Annotated in this window: 15 protein-coding genes; 13 read left to right on the top strand and 2 right to left on the bottom strand. The window is 74.4% G+C overall.

What is annotated here, in order from left to right:
* Positions 1-878 precede the first annotated feature (878 nt).
* Positions 879-3,731, top strand: a complete 2,853-nt coding sequence (locus FRANEAN1_RS16880; protein WP_020461030.1) for a LuxR family transcriptional regulator — start codon at positions 879-881, stop codon at positions 3,729-3,731.
* A gap of 113 nt (positions 3,732-3,844) precedes the next feature.
* On the opposite strand, the gene FRANEAN1_RS16875 is transcribed toward FRANEAN1_RS16880, so the two are convergent.
* On the bottom strand, positions 3,845-4,618 hold the full coding sequence (locus tag FRANEAN1_RS16875; protein ID WP_020461029.1) for an AfsR/SARP family transcriptional regulator: 774 nt from the start codon (positions 4,616-4,618) through the stop codon (positions 3,845-3,847).
* A gap of 356 nt (positions 4,619-4,974) precedes the next feature.
* Between FRANEAN1_RS16875 and FRANEAN1_RS37835 the strand changes: the two genes are divergently transcribed.
* Genes FRANEAN1_RS37835 through FRANEAN1_RS16840 form a run of 6 tightly spaced genes read left to right on the top strand, consistent with a single transcriptional unit; the run spans position 4,975 to position 11,775 of the window.
* Positions 4,975-8,046, top strand: coding sequence for an RHS repeat protein (locus FRANEAN1_RS37835; RefSeq protein WP_020461028.1), 3,072 nt, complete (start codon positions 4,975-4,977; stop codon positions 8,044-8,046).
* A 28-nt stretch (positions 8,047-8,074) separates the two neighbouring features.
* Positions 8,075-9,121 (top strand): 3-oxoacyl-ACP synthase III family protein, encoded by a 1,047-nt coding sequence (locus FRANEAN1_RS16860; RefSeq protein WP_020461027.1) that lies wholly within the window; start codon positions 8,075-8,077, stop codon positions 9,119-9,121.
* Complete coding sequence (locus tag FRANEAN1_RS16855) at positions 9,118-9,546, top strand: hypothetical protein (RefSeq protein ID WP_020461026.1); 429 nt, start codon at positions 9,118-9,120, stop codon at positions 9,544-9,546. The genes FRANEAN1_RS16860 and FRANEAN1_RS16855 overlap by 4 nt, the downstream gene beginning before the upstream one ends.
* A 2-nt stretch (positions 9,547-9,548) precedes the next feature.
* Positions 9,549-9,776, top strand: a complete 228-nt coding sequence (locus FRANEAN1_RS16850) for an acyl carrier protein (RefSeq protein WP_026240409.1) — start codon at positions 9,549-9,551, stop codon at positions 9,774-9,776.
* Positions 9,773-10,657: a 2-oxo acid dehydrogenase subunit E2 gene (locus tag FRANEAN1_RS16845; protein ID WP_020461025.1), complete on the top strand. Its 885-nt coding sequence runs from the start codon at positions 9,773-9,775 to the stop codon at positions 10,655-10,657. The genes FRANEAN1_RS16850 and FRANEAN1_RS16845 overlap by 4 nt, the downstream gene beginning before the upstream one ends.
* Positions 10,654-11,775 (top strand): alpha/beta fold hydrolase, encoded by a 1,122-nt coding sequence (locus FRANEAN1_RS16840; protein WP_020461024.1) that lies wholly within the window; start codon positions 10,654-10,656, stop codon positions 11,773-11,775. The genes FRANEAN1_RS16845 and FRANEAN1_RS16840 overlap by 4 nt, the downstream gene beginning before the upstream one ends.
* Here the strand turns inward: FRANEAN1_RS16840 and FRANEAN1_RS16835 are convergent.
* Entirely contained in the window at positions 11,742-12,488 is a 747-nt protein-coding gene (locus FRANEAN1_RS16835; protein WP_020461023.1) for a TetR/AcrR family transcriptional regulator, read from the bottom strand. The two genes, FRANEAN1_RS16840 and FRANEAN1_RS16835, sit on opposite strands and share 34 nt — an antisense overlap.
* Before the next feature lie 79 nt (positions 12,489-12,567).
* Between FRANEAN1_RS16835 and FRANEAN1_RS16830 the strand changes: the two genes are divergently transcribed.
* The 6 genes from FRANEAN1_RS16830 to FRANEAN1_RS16805 all read left to right on the top strand — a co-directional run bounded on the left by FRANEAN1_RS16830 (position 12,568) and on the right by FRANEAN1_RS16805 (position 20,507).
* The gene (locus tag FRANEAN1_RS16830; protein ID WP_020461022.1) at positions 12,568-14,025 is read left to right on the top strand and encodes a DHA2 family efflux MFS transporter permease subunit; all 1,458 of its coding nucleotides are present in this window, start codon (positions 12,568-12,570) and stop codon (positions 14,023-14,025) included.
* 157 nt (positions 14,026-14,182) lie between these two features.
* Positions 14,183-15,223, top strand: coding sequence for an LLM class flavin-dependent oxidoreductase (locus FRANEAN1_RS16825; protein WP_020461021.1), 1,041 nt, complete (start codon positions 14,183-14,185; stop codon positions 15,221-15,223).
* Positions 15,224-15,275: 52 nt separating this feature from the next.
* Complete coding sequence (locus FRANEAN1_RS16820) at positions 15,276-16,916, top strand: ABC transporter substrate-binding protein (protein WP_020461020.1); 1,641 nt, start codon at positions 15,276-15,278, stop codon at positions 16,914-16,916.
* The gene (locus FRANEAN1_RS16815; protein ID WP_020461019.1) at positions 16,916-17,866 is read left to right on the top strand and encodes an ABC transporter permease; all 951 of its coding nucleotides are present in this window, start codon (positions 16,916-16,918) and stop codon (positions 17,864-17,866) included. Before FRANEAN1_RS16820 ends, FRANEAN1_RS16815 begins: the two co-directional genes overlap by 1 nt.
* Complete coding sequence (locus tag FRANEAN1_RS16810) at positions 17,863-18,726, top strand: ABC transporter permease (RefSeq protein WP_020461018.1); 864 nt, start codon at positions 17,863-17,865, stop codon at positions 18,724-18,726. The genes FRANEAN1_RS16815 and FRANEAN1_RS16810 overlap by 4 nt, the downstream gene beginning before the upstream one ends.
* Positions 18,723-20,507: an ABC transporter ATP-binding protein gene (locus FRANEAN1_RS16805; RefSeq protein ID WP_020461017.1), complete on the top strand. Its 1,785-nt coding sequence runs from the start codon at positions 18,723-18,725 to the stop codon at positions 20,505-20,507. The genes FRANEAN1_RS16810 and FRANEAN1_RS16805 overlap by 4 nt, the downstream gene beginning before the upstream one ends.
* Positions 20,508-20,545: the final 38 nt, after the last annotated feature.

Below are 20,545 nucleotides of genomic sequence, written 5' to 3'. Positions count from 1 at the left end.
GACACCCGGATGCCGGTGAATTGCTGGTTTTCCGGCCGGGGCGGATGACCAGGCCTGTCCGGTGCGTCAGCGGCAGCGACCAAACGCGAAGGGTTCGCACTGAACGCCCGGTTTATCATGGGACGCCCATTTCGTCCCGCCAGCCGTCCGCTCGACAGCCCACGGAGCGGACCCGCGCCCGTCGAAGCGCGCGCCGCGGCGCCGATATGGGTGCTGCGTCACATCCACCGCGCCAAGCCCTGGTCCGATCTCCATAACGGCCGGTCAGGCACCGAAAGGGGGATCCGAACACGAGAACGACAGGACGAAGATCCACATTGACGAGACCGGAGCTAAATGGTCAAATACGCAATGTGTATCGCTCGGCCGTGCTGGTGACCCGAAGTCACATCGACTTCCTGCGCGTTAACTCCGCCGCCTGTACCAACGGCTGAACGGTCCGTAGCACCCAGCACGGACGACGGAGACCCGACCCCGGCTCCACGGGATACGGCCCCCACGGTCGCGTCTGAGCATCGGCATCCCCGGCATCGGAATACAGCCGCACCCGCCGACTACTTCCTTCTCACACCGCGCTGACAGCCGGTGTGGGCCCCCGTGACGCAAAACCGAAGAAGAGATCGGGACGGTATCAACGCGGCCCCCCGGCCGCCCGCGTCCTCGAGATCCGCGCCTGCCCGCAGATGAAGCAGACCAGCCGCCCCGGAAAAGCCTGGGGCGGCTACGACGATGCCGTGACATCGCACGGCGGCCGGCGCGGGCACGTCCCACCGACCGGGCGATCACCACGGGCATGCATGATTCGTGCCCCGGCCACCACAGCGCCGTCGTCCGTCGAAGAATGTCCGGAACCGCGTCGAGAAGGAGAGTCACAGGGCATGACCACAGCCGCGATGACCACCGCCGAGCTCACTGCGACGGGTGCGCGCGGCACCGTCCGAACAGCGGAGCACGGCCGGATCCTGAACGTGCTCGAGGGCGCGGACGGCGGTGGCCCGGCGATCGTGGAGCTCACCGGCGATCCCGGCTACGGCAAGACCCGGCTGCTGACGGCCGTGGCGGACGAGGCCCGCAAGCGTGGCGTCGACGTGCTGCGGGGCAGGTCGCTCGAGACCCGCCGGCACCGGCCCTTCCACCCGTTCATCGACGCCTTCAGCACCTGGCGGCCCACCGGCGCCGGGCCGCTGCCGCAGGCCACCGCGTTCGTCCAGTCCCTGGCGACCGCCGGTGACATGCTCGCCGACACCGAGACCGGCCGCTGCCGGCTCTTCGCCGAGCTGCGGTCGCTGCTGGAGGAGACACTGGCGGCGGCGCCCGACCCGCTGCTGCTGCTGCTCGACGACGTGCACTTCGCCGACCGGGCGTCGGTCGAGCTGCTCGAGATCCTGACGCGTTGGCCGCTGGGGCAGCCGCTGTCGGTCGTGGTGGCGCATCGCCGGCGTCAGATGTCCTCCTGGCTGCAGGTCACCCTGCAGCAGGGCGTCGAGGTGGGCGCGGTGGACCAGGTGGCGTTGCCGGCGCTCAGCCTGCGCCAGAGCGCCGAGCTTCTCGGGCTCGCGGTCACCGCGCCGGGGCTGGCCGACCTGCACGAGCGCAGTGCCGGCAATCCGCTCTACCTGACGGCGTTGGCCGAGCGGGAGCGCGGCCTGAACGGAGTGGACCGGACCGGCCCGGACCCGACCGGCGCGGGTGGCCACGACCCGGCCGGCGAGCCGCCCGACCTGTGGACGCGCAGCGCGCTCGGCGCCCGGCTGCTGGCCGAGACCGTGCATCTCGATGCCCGCCAGCGGCTGGTCGCGCACGCGGCGGCCGTGCTCGGCGACACCTTCTCGGTCGACGCCGTGGCGGCCGTCGCGCAGCTCGACCGGGAGGAGGCCTGCCAGGCGCTCGGCCAGCTGCGCGGCCGCGACCTGGTGCGCATGGTGCCGGGCGGCGAGCTGGTCTTCCGCCACCCGCTGCTGGGCAGCTGTGTCTACGGGGAGACCGACTCCTGCTGGCGGGCCGGGGCGCACCGACGCGCCCTCGAGCACCTCCGGTCGACGTTCGCCGCGCCGGCCGTGCTCGCCCGGCATGTCGAGCGCTCCGGATCGCACAGCCATGCCCTGGACCTGACGGTGCTGCTCGACGCGACCCGGGCGGCCGTGCAGAGCGAGCAGGGCACCGAGGCCGCCCACTGGCTCAGCGCCGCCCTGCGGCTGCGCCGCGCCGCCCCGGAAACCCCGAACGGCACCGGCAGCACCGGTGAGACGGCCGGTGCGGCCGGTGCGGGGCTCCCGCCGGTCGGCCCGGAGGTCTGGCGCCCGGTGATCGACCTGCTCGCCCGCCCCGACGCCGTCGCGCGCCTGCGCGCCCTCGGCCAGGAGGTCCTGAACACCCCGGCCGCGTACGGGCCGGCCGGCCGGGTGGGCACGGCGGCGCACCTGGCGATGGTCTCGGCCTCGCTGGGCTGCCACGACCACGCCGTCGCCCTGCTGTCGATCGCGCTCGCCGACGCCCGGGGGCCGGCCGAGGAGGGGCGCGTGCAGCTGTTCGCCCAGCTCGCCCGCATCGTCTCCGGAGGCATACCGAGCCGCGCCGAGGTGGACGCGCTGACCGGGCCGGAGCCGGCCGGCGACCCGCTGACCCGGGCCGGCGGGCTCGCGGTCCGGGCGCTGTGCGCCGCGCTCACCACCGACCGCGGCGCCACCGGGAACAGGTCCGCGGGCGCGGAGGCGGACGCGGCGGCCGCCGCGCTCGACGCCCTGGCGGTGAACGGCCCGGACCCCTCGGGCCCGGAGCTGTACTTCCTGCAGTGCCTGGGCTGGACGGAGGCGATGCTCGGTCGCTACGACAGCGCGCACGCCAGGATCACCCGCGCGGTGCGCGGCGCCCGCAAGCACGGCGAGCGCCACCTGCTGCCCGCCCTGCTCAACAGCCTCGCCTACATCCACTACCAGTCGGGGCGCCGGAGCGAGGCGATCGAGGTCACCCGGGAGGCCCAGCGCGTGTCGCAGCGGGCCGGTCGCGCCGACCAGGTGGCACTGGCCCAGGCCGTGGCCACGGCCGCCTGGGCCGGGCTGGGGCGCTCCCCCACGTTCGGCCCGGAGCTGCCGGAGGGCGTGCACGCCGACGCGCCCCGCACGCCGCTGACCGCGCTGCTGTTCGCCGAGGCCGCGCTGGCCGCCGGCGACGGACCGGCCGCCCTGGCCCTGCTGGGGTCGAAGCGGGAGACCTGGCGGGTCGCCGAGCCGATCCCGGTGCTGGGTGCCCGCATCTTCGAGGTGCTGGCCGCCGCCGCGCTGCTGGCCGGGGAGGATCCACGCCCGTGGGCGGCCCGAGCGGCCGAGGAGGCCGCCCGGGTCGGGCTGCCCGAGCAGCGGGGCCACGCGCTGCTCGCCCGCGGCTACGCGCTGGGTCGCGGCCCGGAGGCCGACCGGTGCTACGCCGAGGCGGCCGGCCTGCTGGCGGGCGCGCCCGCCGGCGGCCGGGCCCGGACGTTCGCGCGGTCGGCTCAGCAACGGCGCCACCGCCCCGGCCCCGACCCGCTGGTCGAGCTCACCACCAGGGAGCAGGAGGTCGCCCAGCTCGCCGGCCAGGGGCTGCGGACCCGGGACATCGCCAGCCGGCTGCGGGTGAGCCCGCGCACCGTCGACACCCACCTCTCCCACATCTACGACAAGCTCGGCATGAGCTCGCGGGTCGAGCTGGCCCGGTTGCTGTCCCCGGTCCCGCTGGTGCCCCCGGGCCACTGATGTCGCCGACCGACTGATGCCGCCGATCCGCTGACCGGCGCGCGGCGCGCAACGGCGCGCGCCGCGCGTGACACCGTGTGACACCACGGGACGGCTCGGCACCCGCCGCCACGTCAGCTCGCGGTGGGCAGGTCCAGCAGCCGGTCGGAGGTGAGGATGGCGTGGTGCAGCCGCCGCAGTGAGCGGCAGGGCTCCAGCCCCAGCTCGGCCCGCAGCACCCGCTGGGCGTCGCGGTACACCGCCAGTGCCTCGGCCTGCCGGCCCGAGCGGTAGAGGACGAGCATCAGCTGCGAGTACAGCGACTCCCGCAGCGGATGCTGGGCGATGAGCGTGCCGAGCAGGCTGATCACCTCCCGGTGCCGGCCGAGCGCCGTGCGGGCCTCAACCGACAGCTCCAGGGCGGCGAGGAGCTCCTCCTCGGCCCAGGCGGCGAAGGCGGTCAGGACCGGCCCCTCCACGGCGGATTCCAGCACCGGGCCGCGAACCAGGGACAGCGCGAGCTCGGCGGCGGCCAGCGCCTCCTCGCACCGCCCGGCCAGGTGGTGCTCCCGCCCGTCGCGCATCGCCTCCTGGAACTCGACGACGTCGTAGCTGGCGCCGTCCAGCCACAGCAGGTAGCCGGCGGGCTTGGTGACGATGGTGCGGGTGGGGTCCGCGCCGGCGGCCGCGAGGAACTTCCGCAGCTGGGAGATGTAGACGTGGATGGCGGCCGCCGCCCGGCGGGGCGGCCGGTCTCCCCACAGTTCCATGACCAGAGTGTCCTTGGTCGTGATCCGGCCGGCGCCGACGAGCAGCACGGCCAGGGTGGTCTCCATCTTCGGCGCGCTCAACAGGTGGCTCTCCCGGCTGTTCGACACGCGCAGGGGCCCGAGCAGTTCGTATCGCATTGACACCTCGTGCAGGCAGCAGGAAACGAGTCCGGGAAGGGGAGGGCCTCACTGTCCCGCGGCAACGCGGTGCGCACATCGGTGAAACTGCGTAGGTAAACCGATACGCCGCCCGGCGGCGTTCCAGCCGCGTTCCTCCGGCTGGGGCGTCAGGGGGAATTCCCGCCGCGGCGCGGGCGCGCCGCCTGCGGAGTACCGCACTATAGCGGGCGATCAAGGACGTGACGGCCCGGCCCGCCATCCGTGATGACGGCATTGGCGGTACCCGCCGGGCGCTGGTCCGGCCGCCGGATTAGAAAACCTTTAGACGGCCCGCCGACTCTCACCTCGTCGAGACAGCGACGAGGGGACCGTCCGTGTCAGATTTCCAGGACGACCACGATCCGGGCGCCGTGTGGCGGCTGCCGGTCAGCGACACCACGATCCTGCTGGTCGAGCTCAGCACCGGCGAGCCGGTGCTGCGCCAGCGGAACCGGCTCACCCCGCGGGCCGGCGTGGCCCGGCCGCCGTCACGCGAGTACCGCGGCCGGCGGACCGGCGAGAACGACGGGCCGGGACCGGGCTGGTCGGTCACCGGGCCCGACGACTCCGCGGGGGTCGAGTACGACCCGGCCGGCAGGCCGGTGCGGCACACCGACGCCGCTGGCGCGGTCACCGCCTTCGGCTGGGACGACGAGCACCGGCTGACCGGGCTCACCGACGCGGCCGGCACCCTCGTCCGCCTCTCCTACACCGCCGCCGGGGCCGTCAGCGAGGTCGTCCTGGAGGGCATCGGGCGTACCGGCTTCGCCTACCAGGACGAGCCGTCCGGGCCGGCGGGCTCCGGCGGGCCGGTGGCCGGGGGGACCCGCACCGTGGTGACGGACCCGCTCGGCCGCGCCACCGCGTACACCTTCGACGGCCACGGCCGGCTGCTGACGGTCACCGACCCGCTGGGCGGCGTGCACCGTCAGGAGTGGGATCCGGCGGGCCGCCTGGCCGCCGTCGTCGACCGGACGGGCGGGCGCACCGCCTACGAGTACGACGCGCACGGCCGCCTCGTCGCCCGGGTCGCGCCGACCTCGGCCCGCTCGTCGGTCGGCTACGGCGACCCGGCGCATCCGGACCTGGTCACCACACTGCGGGACCCGGCGGGCAACGAGGTCATCCTCGAGCACGACCCCGCCGGCCGGGTGGTGCGCGTCAGCACCGCGGACACAGCAGGGACAGCCGGCATCGCCGACACCGCGGGCACCGCCGGCTCTCTCGACCTGCGGGCCTACGACCCCGTGCACGGCCGGATCAGCGCCGTCACGAACGGTGCCGGCCATCGCACCTCCTTCGAGTACGACGCGGCGGGCGAGCTCGTCGCGGTCAGCCCGCCGGCGCCGCGGCGCCGCGCCTCGTACGACTACGACGAGCTCGGCCGCGTCGTCGCCGTGACCGGCGGCAACGGGCGGCGCACGGCGTACCGCCACGACCCGGTCGGCCGGCTCGTCGAGGTCAGCGGCCCCGGCGGGGTGCTCCTCACCCAGGCGCACGACCCGGTGGGCCGGATCGTGAGCCGCGCGGGCGCCGGCTGGCGCTACGACTACAGCTGGGTGTCGACGTCGGCCGGCAGCCGGCTGGCCGCGGTGGTGCGCACCGACGACACCGGCCGGGAGGAGGTGCGCGCGGAGCACGGTCCCGACGGGGCGCTGCGCTCGCTGACGACCGCCGGCGGCACCACCGACTACGACTACGATCCCGCCGGCCGGCTGGCCGGGGTGCGCACCCCCACCGGGCACCAGGCCCGCTTCACCCGCGACGCCGCCGGGCGCGCGCTGCGGATCGAGTTCGGCGGCGTCGTCCAGGAGATCTCCTACGACGCTGCGGGGCGGCGCCGGGCACTGACCCTGCTCGGCGCGGACGGCGCGACGCTGCTGAGCGCCGAGTACGACTACCGGGATCCGACCGGCGCGGACGGCGACCGGCTGCGCCGGCTCGTCCTGGACGGGCAGGTCACCGAGTACGCCTACGACCCGCTCGGCCAGCTCGTCCAGGCCGGGCCCACCAGCTACGCCTACGACGCGGCGCTCAACCTCGTCCGCCTCGGGGAGACCGCGTTCACCATCGGCGCGGCCGGCGAGGTCACCCGCTTCGGCGCGACCGAGTTCGACTACGACGGCGCCGGCAACTTCGTCGAGGAGGTCAACCCGACCGGTTCGTTCCGCTACAGCGACACCAACCAGACCGTGCTCGGCGTCTTCGGCGGCGCCGTCGTCGCCGACATCGCCCACGACAGCCTCGGTCAGCAGACCCCCCGGCGGGTCACCGAGACCACGGTCGACGGGCGGACCGTCACCCACGTCCTGACGCACGGCCCGCTGGGCGTCGCCCGGGTGGTCGACGACGGCGTGCCCCTCGACGTGGTGCGCCTCCCCGACGGCACTGTGCTCGCGGTCATCACCGCCGAGGGCCGGCTGCTGTGGACGGTGACCGACCACCAGGGCTCCGTGCTGGCACTCGTCGACGAGCAGGGACGGCTGGCCGCCCGCTACGGCTACACCCCGCACGGCGCCGTGACCGCCACCGGCCCGGACGCCGCCACCAACCCGTTCCGCTACCGGGGCGCCTACCAGCTGCTGCGCAGCGCGCACTTCCTGGACAACCGCCTCTACAACGGCTACTGGGGCCGGTTCACCCAGCCCGACCCCACCGGCCGGCAGTACGGCCCCTACACGTTCGCGGACAACGACCCGCTCGGCGCCGGCCTCCCCGGCCGGCACGACTTCTGGGCGGCGCTGACCGCGCCGCCGGAGCTCACCGCCGAGCTGTTCTTCCCGCCCGCCGACGTCCCGCCGCCCACCGCCGGCGCCGCGGACGGCCCGCACGCGCGGGCGGCGCTGGCCGCGCTGACCGGCCCCGGGGTGACCCCCGACCAGCTGCCACGCATCACCGAACACGGCGCCGGCCACACCGCCGACCGCCGCACCGACCGCACCACCGCGCCCGCCGGCCCGGCGGGCCGGGCGAACCCCACCCCGAAAGGACGTCCCACCGTGGCTGACCAGATCGTGATCCGGGTTCCGAACGAGGTCGTCGTCAAGGTCGTCGACGACGTGGTCGACCTGGCCGACCCGCAGATCGGCCAGACCGGCGTCTTCGACGACGAGCTGTACGACGAGGACGGCAAGCTGATCGGCACCTCGCACGGCTCGTTCCGCATCGAGTACGTGCGCCCCGGCGACGGCGGCCTGATCACCTACTACACCGAGGACATCACCCTCGACGACGGCACCATCCACGCCGAGGGCTGGGCGGACTTCAACGACGTCAAGACGAGCAAGTGGGTGCACTACCCCGCGACCGGGACGGGCGGGCGCTACGCAGGCCTCACCGGTTTCCGCACCTGGCGGATGACGGGCGTGCGGGCCTCCGCCGAGGCCCGCATCCTGCTGTCCGACTGAGGCCCGCCGCGCAGGAGAGGAGCACACCGTGCCCGGTCCCGACATCCACGTCCTGTCCGCCGGCTCCGCGCTGCCGGGGCCAGCGGTGGACAACGCCACCCTGGCCCAGCGGTTCGGCATGGACACGCTCTGGCAGCAGTGGATCGAGGTGTTCATCGGGACCAGGGCCCGGCACCTGGCCCTCGACCTGGAATCCGGCCAGCTCACCAGCACCCTCGCCGAGCTCGTCGAGCAGGCGGGCCGCCAGGCGCTGGCCGCGGCCGGGCTGGGGCCCGGCGACATCGACGCGGTGGTGCTCGGCACCGCCACCCCCGACCAGCTCATGCCGGCCACCGTGAACATCGTCGCCGACCGGCTGGGCATCAACGACGTCCGGACCTACCAGTTGCAGTCCGGGTGCTCCGGTGCCGTGCAGGCGCTGGATGTGGCGCGCCAGATCCTGCTGGCCGGCAGCGGCCGGCGGGTGCTGGTCCTCGGCGGCGACGTGATCGCCCGGTTCTACGACGTCACCGCCGACCTGCGCAAGCTACCGCCCGCGCAGCTCGTCAACTACGTGCTGTTCGGGGACGCGGCCGGCGCGGCCGTGCTGTCGACCGAGCCGGGGCCCGGCTCGGCGGTGGTGCGGGCGCTGTTCACCCGGCTGGTCGGGCTCGGCCGTCCGCCCGGCGCGACGCTGGAGTGGTTCGGGCCGACCGACCGCGACAGCACCCGCCCGGCCGCGACCGAGGACTACAAGGCCATCGAGCAGCACGTGCCGGCGATGACCGGCGAGGTGCTCGAGGAGCTGCTCACCGCCACCGGCTGGAGCCCCGGCGAGGTGGACCTGCTGCTGCCGCCGCAGCTGTCCGGGCGTATGACCAGGCTGATCACCGAGAAGCTGGCGCTGCCCCGGGCCGGTGAGGTGACCGTCGTCGACGAGGCCGGCAACTGCGGCAACGCGATCGTCTTCCTCCAGCTGGAGCGGGCGCTGGCCAAGCTCGGCGCGGGTGAGCGGGCGGTCGGCGTCTCCATCGAGTCCAGCAAGTGGATCAAGGCCGGCTTCGCCCTGCAGGGCGGCGGAGGGGAATCCCGATGACCCGGACCGCACCAGCCCAGACCGCGCCGGCCGAGAACGCGCCGGAGCCGGATCTGCGGGCGCTGCACCGGGCCGACCGGCTGGGCGACAACGGCCTGGTCGGGGTGGTGGTGACCAGCCGGGACGGCGCCACGCTGCGCGTCGACGACTTCCTGCTCAGCTGCCGGGTGTTCGCCCGCGGCATCGAGCAGGCGCTGCTGGCGGCGGTGCTGCGCCACGCCCACCGGACCGGCGCCGCCGAGGTCCGCGCCGACTACACCCGCACCGCGAAGAACGGCAAGGTCGCCGACTTCTACCCGCGCGCCGGCTTCGCCGCGGTGAGCGCGGACGACGCCGGTGCCCGCTTCCGCCACGACCTTCGCGACCTGCCCGAGCCGCCGCCGCACGTCCGCCTGACCGCCCGCTTCGATGAGGACGCACCGTGACCGTGAGAACCGTCGAGGACTTCGTCGCCCTGCTGCGCGACGAGCTCGCCCTGCCCGTCACCGCCGACGACCTCGACCGGGATCTCGACTCCGTGGAGTCGTGGGACTCGGTCCAGCTGCTGGCGCTGTGCACGATCCTGGAGCGGGAGACCGGCCGCTCGCTCCCGCTGGCCGAGGTCCTAGAGGCCCCCAGCCTGGAGGCCGTCTACCAGCTGGCGGTGCGGTCGTGACGGCGGGCACGCCGACGGCTCCCGCCGGCCCGCGCGCGGCTGCCGACGGCGGCCCGGCGGCGCCTCCCGCGTCCGGCACCGGCGCCGCCGGCGGCGGGCCCGCGCTGGTGGCCGCCGGGCCCGCGCCGCTGCCCCGGCAGCGCCGCCACACCCAGTTCTTCCTGGCGACGGTGCGCGAGTTCTCCCCGGTGTTCCTGGACACCGAGGTGGACATGACCCGGGTGCTCGCCCACCGCGACGCGGCGCGGGCGCGCAGCGGGGTGCGCTACGCGACGAGCGCCTACGTGCTGCGGGCCGCCGGGCGCGTGCTGGCCCGCCACCCGGACGCCAACGCGGCGCTGCGCGGCGGACTGCGGACCCGGGTCGCCCACTACCCGTTCGTCCACGGCAAGCTGACGCTGGACAAGGTCCTCGACGGGCGGCGGGTGGTCCTCGGCACCGTGGTGCCGAACCTGCACGAGGTGGGCCTGGCGGAGATCCAGGCGCACCTGGAGCGGGTCCGCGACGGCGACCCGCAGCGGCTGCCCGACTTCGAGGGGATCCGCCGGCTGCACGCGGCGCCGTGGCTGGTGGGCCGGCTCCGGTTCCGCCGGGCCGCCCGGTCGCTGGCCCTGCGCCCGCACCTGACCGGCACCTTCGCCGTGACGTCGCTGGGCCACCGGGCGGTCGACTCCTTCCAGTCGGTCGGCGGCACGACCACGACCTTCGGCGTCGGGCGCGTCCTGCCCCGGGCGGTGGTGCGTGACGGCGAGCTCGCCGTGGCCCCGGTGCTGCGACTCAGCCTCTCCTTCGACCACCGGGCGATCGACGGCGCCCAGGCCGCCGACGTGCTGACCGAGGTCAAGGAAGCCCTGGAACGGGACGATCTGGAGCAGACGTGAACGATCTCGCCGAGCTGAAGACCTTCGTCGTGGCACACGCGGTGTCGCAGGGGCTGCCCACCGGGCACTACGACCCGCTGCTGGCCCGCATCCACCATGACGAGGACGGCGTCCCGGGCTCGTGGGCGTTCGAGTGGAGCGCGCTGGCCGACGGCCTGGCCGCCGAGGGCCGGCCGCTGGAGGCCTGCGTGCACTACACGATGGCCCGGTTCCCGTTCGTCGACGGGCCGGCGCGGGCGCGAGCACTCGAGCGGGCGACCGGGGAGTTCGCCCGCTGGAGCGCCGCGCACCCGGCGCTGCGCGGCCTGGACGTCGAGCTGCCCGCGGGGCGGGTGCGCTGCTGGACGACCGGCCTGGACGCCCGCGACGCCGGCGACGCCGAGGACCCCGCCGGGCCGCGGCCGCTGCTGGTCATGACCGGGGGCATCGTGTCGACCAAGGAGCAGTGGGCGCCGGTGCTGCTGGGCCTGGCCGAGCTGGGCTTCGCCGGGCTGGTCACCGAGATGCCGGGCGTCGGCGAGAACACGCTGCCCTACCGGGCCGACAGCTGGACGCTGTTCCCCGCCCTGCTCGACGCGATCGGCCGGCCCGCCGGCACCGCCGACGTCTACCTGCTGGCGCTGAGCTTCAGCGGTCAGCTGGCGCTGCGGGCCGCGCTGCACGACGACCGGATCGCCGGGGTGGTGGGCGCCGGCGCCCCGGTGCGGGAGTTCTTCACCGACACCGCCTGGCAGCGCCGGGTGCCCCGGGTCACCACCGACACCCTGGCGCACCTGACCCGGACCAGCGCCGACGAGGTCTACCCGACCGTGCGGGACTGGGCGCTGCGGGAGGACGAGCTGGCGGCGCTGCGGATTCCGGTCGCGCACGTGACCAGCCTGCGCGACGAGATCATCCCGCCCGGCGACGCGCGGCTGCTGCGCCGGTTGGTGCCGCGGATCCGGCTGCTCGCCCATGACGACGTGCACGGCGCGCCGTCGCACTTCGCCCAGACCCGGCTGTGGACGCTGCTGTCGGTGCTGCGCATGCACGGCGGCAACGCCCCGACCCGGCTGGCACTGACCCGGCAGTTCGCCCGGCTGCGCTACGCCGACCCGGCGGTGCGCTCCGCCGCCTGAGCCTGGGCGTCGCCCGCGCCTCCGGGGGCCCCGCCCCCGGAGGGCGCGACAGGCGCGGCCGGAGCGGCGCCGAAGGCGCGCAGGAAGGTGTCGACCCCGGCGCGGACGACCTCGTCGACCTCGCGCGGCTGCAACGGCCGGGCGCCCCGGATGCTGCGCGCCGGCAGCTCCTCGTAGACCAGCGAGATGAACTGGTTCGCCCCGCGCATCGGGTCGTCGATGTGCAGCAGACCCGCGTGCGCGAGCCGGGCGAGCCGCCCGGCCAGCACCTCCACGAACTGGTCGGCGCCGCTGGCGCGCACGGCGTCGTAGAGGTCGGGGAAGCGCAGCGCCTCCGCGTAGAGCAGCCGGCGCACCGCCTCGGACCGCTCGTCGCAGTAGCAGTCGACGAGCCGTGTCGCGACGTCCTCCAGCCCGCCGCGCAGCCCGCCCGCGTCCTGGGGAAAGCTCTCGAGCACCTCGAGCGCCTTCGCGTTGGACAGCGCCGCGGTCGTCGTCATGACGTACCGGAACAGGTTCTCTTTCGACCCCAGGTGGTTGTAGATCGTCGGCTTCGCCACCCCCGCCTCGGTGGCGATCAGGTCGATCGTCGCCTCGGCGTACCCGTGCCGGGCGAAGACCCGCAGCGCGGCCTCCACGATCGCGCGCCGCTTGTCCAGCCGGCCCCGTTCCGTCGGGATTCCCGCCGCGCCGGTGGTCTCGCCCACACCCATGCACGCATGCTACCGTCCGACCCATCACATTGAAACGAGCAGTTCACTTTTACTCAAGATCGGTTTCAAGGAGGGTTCGATGGTAGGCACGGACACGGCGGAGGACAGCCCCCCTCGGCTCGATTCCGCCCTGCTGATCCTCATCGGGGTGATGGTGCTCGGCGGGATGATGTCCTACCTGGACGCGACCATCGTCAACGTCGGGATCAGCACGCTCGGCGCGGAGTTCGAGGCCTCGCTCGCCACGATCGAGTGGGTGACCACCGGCTACCTGCTGGCGGTCGCGCTCGCCATCCCGCTGGCCGGCTGGGCGATGGCGCGCTTCGGCTCGCGGCGCATGTGGCTGCTCGGCCTGTCGCTGTTCCTCGCCGGCTCGGCGCTGTGCGCGGTGGCCTGGAACGCGGAGAGCCTGATCGCCTTCCGGGTCCTGCAGGGGCTCGGCGGCGGCATGGTCGACCCGATCATGATGACCGTGGTGGCCGGCGCCGCGGGGCCGGCCCGCATGGGGCGGGTGATGGGCCTGATCTCGGTCCCGATCACGCTCGGGCCGGTGCTCGGCCCGATCGTCGGCGGTGTGCTGCTGGAGAACTTCTCCTGGGAGTGGATGTTCCTGGTGAACATCCCGTTCGCCCTGGCCGCGATCGTGCTCGCCATCGTGGTGCTGCCCGCCGACCCGCCGCGGGACGGCACACCGGTGCCCCTCGACGCCCTCGGCGTGGCCCTGCTGTGCCCCGGCTTCGCCGCGGTCGTCTTCGCGCTCTCCCAGGCCGGGCGGGACGGCTTCGGCAGCGTCCAGGTCGTGATCGGCCTGGTCCTCGGTGCCGCGCTGTTCGCCGGGTACGCCGCGCACGCCCTGCGCACCGCCGGCACCCCGCTGCTCGACCTGCGGCTGTTCGCCAGCAAGGGCTTCAGCGCCAGCGTGACCATCATGTTCCTGGTCGGCGGCGGCCTGTTCGCGCTGCTGTTCCTGCTGCCGCTCTACTACCAGCAGGTGCACGACCACTCGGTGCTGGAGTCCGGCCTGCTGCTGGCCCCGCTGGGCGTGGGCACCATGATCGGCATGCCGCTGGCCGGCAACCTCGCCGACCGCATCGGCGCGCGGCTGCTGGTGCCCACCGGCGCCCTGCTGGTCACCGCGGGCGCCCTGGTGTTCACCCAGTCCGGGGCGGACACCTCCCAGGCCCTGCTGACCCCCGCCCAGCTCGTCATCGGCTTCGGGCTCGGGCTGGTCGGCGCGCCCACGATGGGCTCGGTGTACCGCACCGTCCCGCTGACGGCGGTCGCCGGCGCGACCGGCGCGGTGTTCATCCTCAACCAGATCGGCGCGTCGCTGGGCGTGGCCGTCGTGGCCCTGATCCTGCAGGGCGGCGGGGCGCACGCCGCCCCGACGGCCGACTCGTTCGGGAACGCCTTCTGGTGGCCGGTCGCCGCCGGCCTCGTCGTGTTCACGGCCGGCTTCCTGCTGCCCGGCCGCCCGGCGCCGGCCCCCGAGGCGGCCCCGGCCGCCCCCGCGGAGCCGGTGCCCAACTCGGTCTGAGCCCGCGCCGGACCGCTCTCCCCGGACCGGTCCCGGAGCCCCTGACCCGGCGCCCGGGACCACCCCTCGCCCGCCGCACGCACCCAAGCACGCACGGCTCGTGCCGACATCCGCCGCCCCGCCGCCTGGCGCCGGGGCGGCCTTCCCGGAGGCTCCGATGACACGCCCCGCCGGTCTGCCCCTGTCCGTTCTCGACGTCGTACCCGTCTTCGAGGGCGGCAGCGCCACCCGGGCGCTGCGCGACACCGTCACGCTCGCGCCCCGGGTGGAGGAGCTCGGCTACCACCGGTACTGGGTGGCCGAGCACCACAACACCCCGAGCCTGGCCACCTCGACACCGGCTGTGCTCGCCGGCCGGATCGCCGCGGCGACCAGCACGCTGCGGGTCGGCTCGGGCGGGGTGCTGCTGCCCAACCACGCACCGCTCGTCGTCGCCGAGCAGTTCGGCACGCTGGAGGCGTTCTTCCCGGGCCGGGTCGACCTCGGGCTGGGCCGGGCGCCCGGCACCGATCCGACCACCGCCCGGGCGCTGCGCCGCGCGCCCGGCGGCGACGACGGCTTCGAAGGCCAGCTACGGGAGCTCTCCGGCTACTTCGCCCCGACCGACCCAGGCAGCCGGGTGCTCGCGGTGCCCGCCGCCGACAGCCGGCCGGAGCTGTGGCTGCTCGGTTCCAGTCCGGCCAGTGCCGGGCTCGCCGCCGCCCTCGGCCTTCCCTACGCCTTCGCCCACCACATCAACCCGCACGCGAGCGCGGCGGCGCTGCGCCACTACCGGGCGGCGTTCCAGCCCTCGGCCCACCTCGACCGGCCGTACGCGCTGATCAGCGTGATCGCGACGGTCGCCGACAGCGACCAGGCCGCGGCGCGGGCCGCCGCCCCCTACCTGCTCGGCAAGATCTGGATGCGCACCATCGGCGCCTTCGACGCGTTCCCCTCCGCCGACACCGAGCGCGCGCACGCCTACAACCAGGCCGAGCGGGCCTTCCTCGCGGACCTCGCCGCCCCCCAGGTCATCGGCGGCGTGGACACGGTGCGCCGGCAGCTGGCCGGGCTGGTCGAGGCCACCGGCGCGGACGAGCTGATGGCGCTCACCGTGGTGCCCAACCAGGCCGACCGTCTGCGGTCCTTCGAGCTGCTCGCCAGCGCGGCGGCGACGGTAAGTCCAGCCACCGAGCCAGGGATTTCAGCGCGGCTTTAGAACCCCCCACCAAGGTGGTGGTCCCTATCCATACCGTGTACGGAGTACTTGAATGCGATCGCGCCGAACGGCACGAAGAGCAGGGCTGTTCGCGGCCCTCGCCGTCACCCTGGCCACCGCGGCCTGCGGATCCGACGGCGGCGGGAGCGGCACCGCGGACGCCCAGCCACGCGCTGGCGGAAGCGTCACCTACGCCGCCCGGCAGGAGCCGGACTGCTGGGACCCCCATGCCAGTGCCCAGGACGTCACCGCGTTCGCACAGCGCTCGGTGTTCGACTCGCTCGTCTACCAGACGCCCGACGGCGCGTTCGAGCCGTGGCTGGCGAAGTCCTGGAAGATCAGCGACGACGGCCGCACCTACACCTTCGAGCTGCGCGACGACGTCACCTTCCACGACGGCGCCAAGCTCGACGCGGAGGCGGTCAAGGCGAACTTCGACCACATCATGGCCAAGGACACCGAGTCGCAGTTCGCCGCCGGGCTGCTCGGGCCGTACGAGGGCGTGAAGGTCACCGGCCCGCAGGAGATCCAGGTCTCGTTCAGCCGTCCCTATGCGCCGTTGCTGCAGGTCGTCAGCACCACCTTCCTCGGCATCGCCTCACCGGCGTCGCTGAAGGCCGGCTCCGAGAAGCTGTGCTCGGGCACCGACTCGATCGGGTCGGGGCCGTTCAAGGCCGACGCCTACACCCGCGGCCAGCAGCGCTCCTACACCCGGTACGCCGACTACGACTGGGCACCGAAGAGCGCCGGGCACAGCGGCCCCGCCCGGCTGGACTCGGTCACGATCCGGTTCATCACCGAGGAGGCCACCCGGGTCGGCGCGCTCAGCTCCGGCCAGGTGGACGGCGCCGCCGACATCCCGGCCAACCAGATCGCCTCGGTCAGCAAGAACCCGCGGCTGACCACGATCAGCAAGCAGGTGCCGGGCGCCGTCGACGCCTTCTACCTCAACACCAAGAGTGAGCTGTTCTCCGACGTCCGGGTGCGCAAGGCGTTCCAGCGCAGCCTCGACCTGGGCACCATCGTGAAGTCGGTGTTCCAGGGCACCACCGAGCGGGCGTGGAGCCCGCTGTCCCCGACCACGCCGAACAGCTACGACCCGTCGCTGGAGAAGACCTGGCCGTACGACCCGAAGCTGGCCGGGCAGCTGCTCGACGAGGCCGGCTGGACTGGGCGCGACGCCGAGGGCTACCGCACCAAGGACGGCAGGCGGCTGACCGTCTTCGCGCCGATCTACGGCGAGGCGACCGTCTTCTCCCAGGCGGCCCAGGCCGAGCTGAAGAAGATCGGCTTCTTCCTCGACCTGCACGCCTCGACGGACGCGGCCGAGATCTCCGGCCTGCTGGACGGGGGGAAGTACGACACCGTCGAGCTGCAGTGGGCCCGCCCGGACGGTGACATCCTGAGCTCGTTCTTCCTGTCCACAGAGACCTCCGTGGGCGGCGGCCACAACTTCGCCCTCGTCGCCGACCCGCAGGTCGACGAGTGGCTGAAGGCGGCCCAGGCCGAGCAGGACCCGAAGGAGCGGGCGAAGTACTACTCCCAGGTTCAGAAGTGGACAATCGACCAGGCCGTGGTCGTCCCGGCGTACATCAAGAACGCGACCGTCGGGGTCAACAAGAAGGTGCATGGCCTGCGGCTGAGCATCGCCACCTGGCCCGAGTTCTACCCCGCCTGGGTGCAGGCCGACTGATGCACCCGGCCATCCGTCTGGTGGCGGTCCGCCTGCTCGGCGCCGTCCTGGTCATCTGGGGCGCGGTCACCGCCGCGTTCGTGGTGCTCCAGCTCATACCCGGGGACCCGATCAACGCGATCATCGGAACGCACGCGCTGGTCGGGCCGGAACAGCGTGCTCAGCTCCGGGCCGAATACGGCCTGGACGACTCGCTGTTCGCGCAGTACCTGGACCACATGGGACGGCTGGCCACCGGTCGCCTCGGCGACTCCTACCAGCTCCAGCAGCCGGTCTGGACAGTGATCACCGACCAGGCCGGCGCCACCGTCGAGCTCGCCGGATGGGCGATGTTCTCCGCGGTGGTGCTCGCCGTGGCCGTGACCCTGCTGACCTCCGGGCGGGCCCGCTGGCCGCGCCGGATCAGCTCGCTGCTGGAGCTGGTCGTCGTCTCCACACCCCAGTTCTGGCTGGGGATCCTGCTGCTCACCGTCTTCTCGTTCCATCTCGGCTGGTTCCCGGTGGCCGACACCGGGGACCCGCGTTCGCTGATCCTGCCGGTGGTGACCCTCGCGCTGCCGATCGCGGCGGTGCTCATCCAGGTGATGCGCGAGGGGCTGCTCTCCGCTCTGGAGGCGCCCTTCGTGCTGACCGCGCGGGCCCGCGGCAGCGCCGAGTACTCGGTGCGCGCGCGACACGCGCTGCGGCACGCGAGCCTGCCCGCGCTGACCCTGTCGGGCTGGTTCGTCGGCACGCTGCTCGGCGGGGCCGTGATCACGGAGAACGTCTTCGCCCGCTCCGGCATCGGGCGGGTGACCCTGCAGGCGGTCGCCAACCGGGACTTTCCAGTCGTGCAGGGGGTGGTCGCGCTGTCGGCGGTGGTGTTCGTCGCCGTCAGCGCCCTGCTGGAACTGCTGTACGCGGTGGTCGACCCGCGGCTGCGCAAGCGGACGGGGGTGGCCGCGGCATGAGCGTCCCCACGCTTCGCATCCCGGGCCGGCCGGCGCGGTCGGCCCGGCTGGGCCGGCCGCGCCCGGGTGTGGTGATCGCCGCGCTCGTGCTGCTGTTGTTCCTCCTGGCGGCGGTCTGGCCGTCGCTGTTCACCGGCACCGGTCCCACCGACGGGGACCTGCTCGCCACCCTGCAGGCGCCGGGCGGCAAGCACTGGTTCGGCACCGACCAGCTCGGCCGGGACGTCTTCGCCCGGGTCGTGCACGGTACCCGTTACTCGCTGACCATCGGCCTAGCCGCCACCGGCATCGCCGTCGTGATCGCGACCGTCTGGGGGCTGGCCGCCGCGCTGAGTGGCCGGTTCGTCGACGGGCTGCTCATGCGGACCACCGACGTGATGCTGGCGCTGCCCCCGCTGCTGCTCGCACTGATCGTCGTGATGATCACCGGCAAGGGCGTGGTCGGCGTCACGCTGGCCGTCGCCGTCAGCGGTGTTCCCGGGTTCGCCCGGGTGATCCGCGGCCAGGCGCTGGTCGTCCGCCGCTCCGGGTACGTGAGCGCGGCCGTCGGGCTGGGCGTACGCCGGTGGCGGGTCGCCGCCCGGCACGTGCTGCCGAACACCCTGGCGCCGCTGCTGGTCTTCGCCACCGTCACCCTCGGCATCGCCATCGCCTCGGCGTCGGCGCTGAGCTACCTCGGCCTTGGCGCCCAGCCGCCCAGCCCCGAGTGGGGGGCGATGCTCACCGAGGGCCAGGACTACCTGGGGCAGGCCTGGTGGATCGCGGTGTTCCCCGGCCTGCTGCTGGTCGTCGTGGTCCTCGCGGTCACCGTGCTCGGCCGCCACGCGCAGGCCAGGTCAGAAGGGCGGGTCTGGTCATGACGGCCATCACCGGAGCCGACGACGCTCCCGAACTGCTCTCGCCCCCGGCGGCGGCGCCGGAGTCCCCGCCGGAGTCCCCGCAGCCGCCGGAGCCGACCGCGCTGGTCGAGGTGGACGGCCTCGACGTGCGGTTCGGCTCCGGCCCCGGCGCGGTGCACGCCGTACGCGACGTCTCGCTCACCCTGACCGCGGGCCGCTGTCTGGCCCTCGTCGGGGAGTCCGGGTCCGGCAAGAGCGCGCTGGCCCGCGCGCTGCTGGGCCTGGCCGGGCCGACGGCCACCGTCACCGCCCGCCGGCTGCGCATCGACGACGCGGACGCCCTCACCTTCCGGCCGCGGGACTGGCTGAAGGTCCGCGGCCGGCGCATCGGACTGGTGTCCCAGGACGCGCTGGTCGCGCTCGACCCGCTCCGCCCGATCGGCCGCGAGGTCGCCGAGCCGATCCTGGCGCACCGGCTGCTCCCCCGGCGAGAGGTCGAACCGGCCGTGCACGCGCTGCTGGAGCGGGTCGGCATCCCCGACCCGGCCGAGCGGGCGCGCAGCTACGTCCACCAGCTCTCCGGCGGGCTGCGCCAGCGGGCGCTGATCGCCTCCGCGCTGGCCGCCGGACCCGGCGCGCTCATCGCGGACGAGCCGACCACCGCGCTCGACGCCTCGGTGCAGGCCCGCGTCCTCGGCCTGCTCGGGCAGCTCAAGGCGGACGGCACCGGGCTGCTGCTGATCAGTCATGACCTGGCGGTCGTCGAGGCGCTGGCCGACGAGGTCGCGGTGATGCGCGAGGGGGTCGTCGTCGAGGCCGGGCCGGCCGCCGAGGTCCTGGCCCGCCCGCGGCATCCCTACACGATCGCGCTGCTGGACGCCGTCCCCGGCCGCCGCGGACGTCCGAACGGCGTCGCCCCGGCGACCGACACCGCCGCGACCGCCGACGCGACCTCGACCGCCGACGCAGCGGGGGCGGGCGACGTCCCGGGCGCCGACGAGGCGGCGCCGCTGCTCGCGGTCGCCGGTGCCACCAAGCACTTCCGCGGGCCGCGGGGCAGCCGGCGCACGGCCGTCGACGACGTCTCGTTCACCCTGCGGGCCGGCGAGACGCTCGGGCTGGTGGGCGAGTCGGGCTCCGGGAAGTCCACCCTGGCCGGCCTGGTGCTCGGCCTCGTCGCCGCCGACGGCGGCGAGATCCGGCTGGCCGGGCAGCCGTGGAGCGGCATGCCCGAGCGGGAGCGGCGGGAACGGCGCCACCTGCTCCAGCTCGTCCCGCAGGATCCACTGAGCGCCTTCGACCCGCGCTGGACGGTCGCCCGCATCATCGGCGAGGGGCTGGAGGCGGCCGGGGTGGAGCGCCGGGAGCGACGCGCGCAGGCCCTGACCCTGCTCGAACAGGTCGGGCTGTCCGACATCCACCTGGACCGCCGCCCGCTGGCGCTGTCCGGGGGGCAGCGGCAGCGGGTGGCGATCGCCCGCGCGCTGGCGACCCGGCCGCGGCTGCTCGTGTGCGACGAGCCCGTCTCCGCCCTCGACGTCTCGGTGCAGGCTCAGGTGCTGGCCCTGTTCCGGGAGCTGAGCGACTCCCTCGGGCTGGCCACCCTGTTCATCTCGCACGACCTGGCCGTGGTGCGGGAGGTCTGCGCCCGGGTGCTGGTGATGAAGGACGGCCGGATCGTCGAGACCGGACCGGTGGAGCAGGTGTTCGCCGACCCGCGGCACCGGTACACCCAGGAGCTGCTCTCCGCCGTCCCCGGCAAGGCGGGGCGGGCCTACCGCGCGCGTTTCGGAACCGGCTGACGCCGCGGGACCGGCTGACGCTCTTTAGCCCCGGCTAA

This window comes from Parafrankia sp. EAN1pec, from assembly GCF_000018005.1.
Lineage (GTDB): Bacteria > Actinomycetota > Actinomycetes > Frankiales > Frankiaceae > Parafrankia > Parafrankia soli.
Note: the sequence above shows the minus strand (reverse complement) of the source record. Positions and strands in the feature narration are given on the sequence as shown.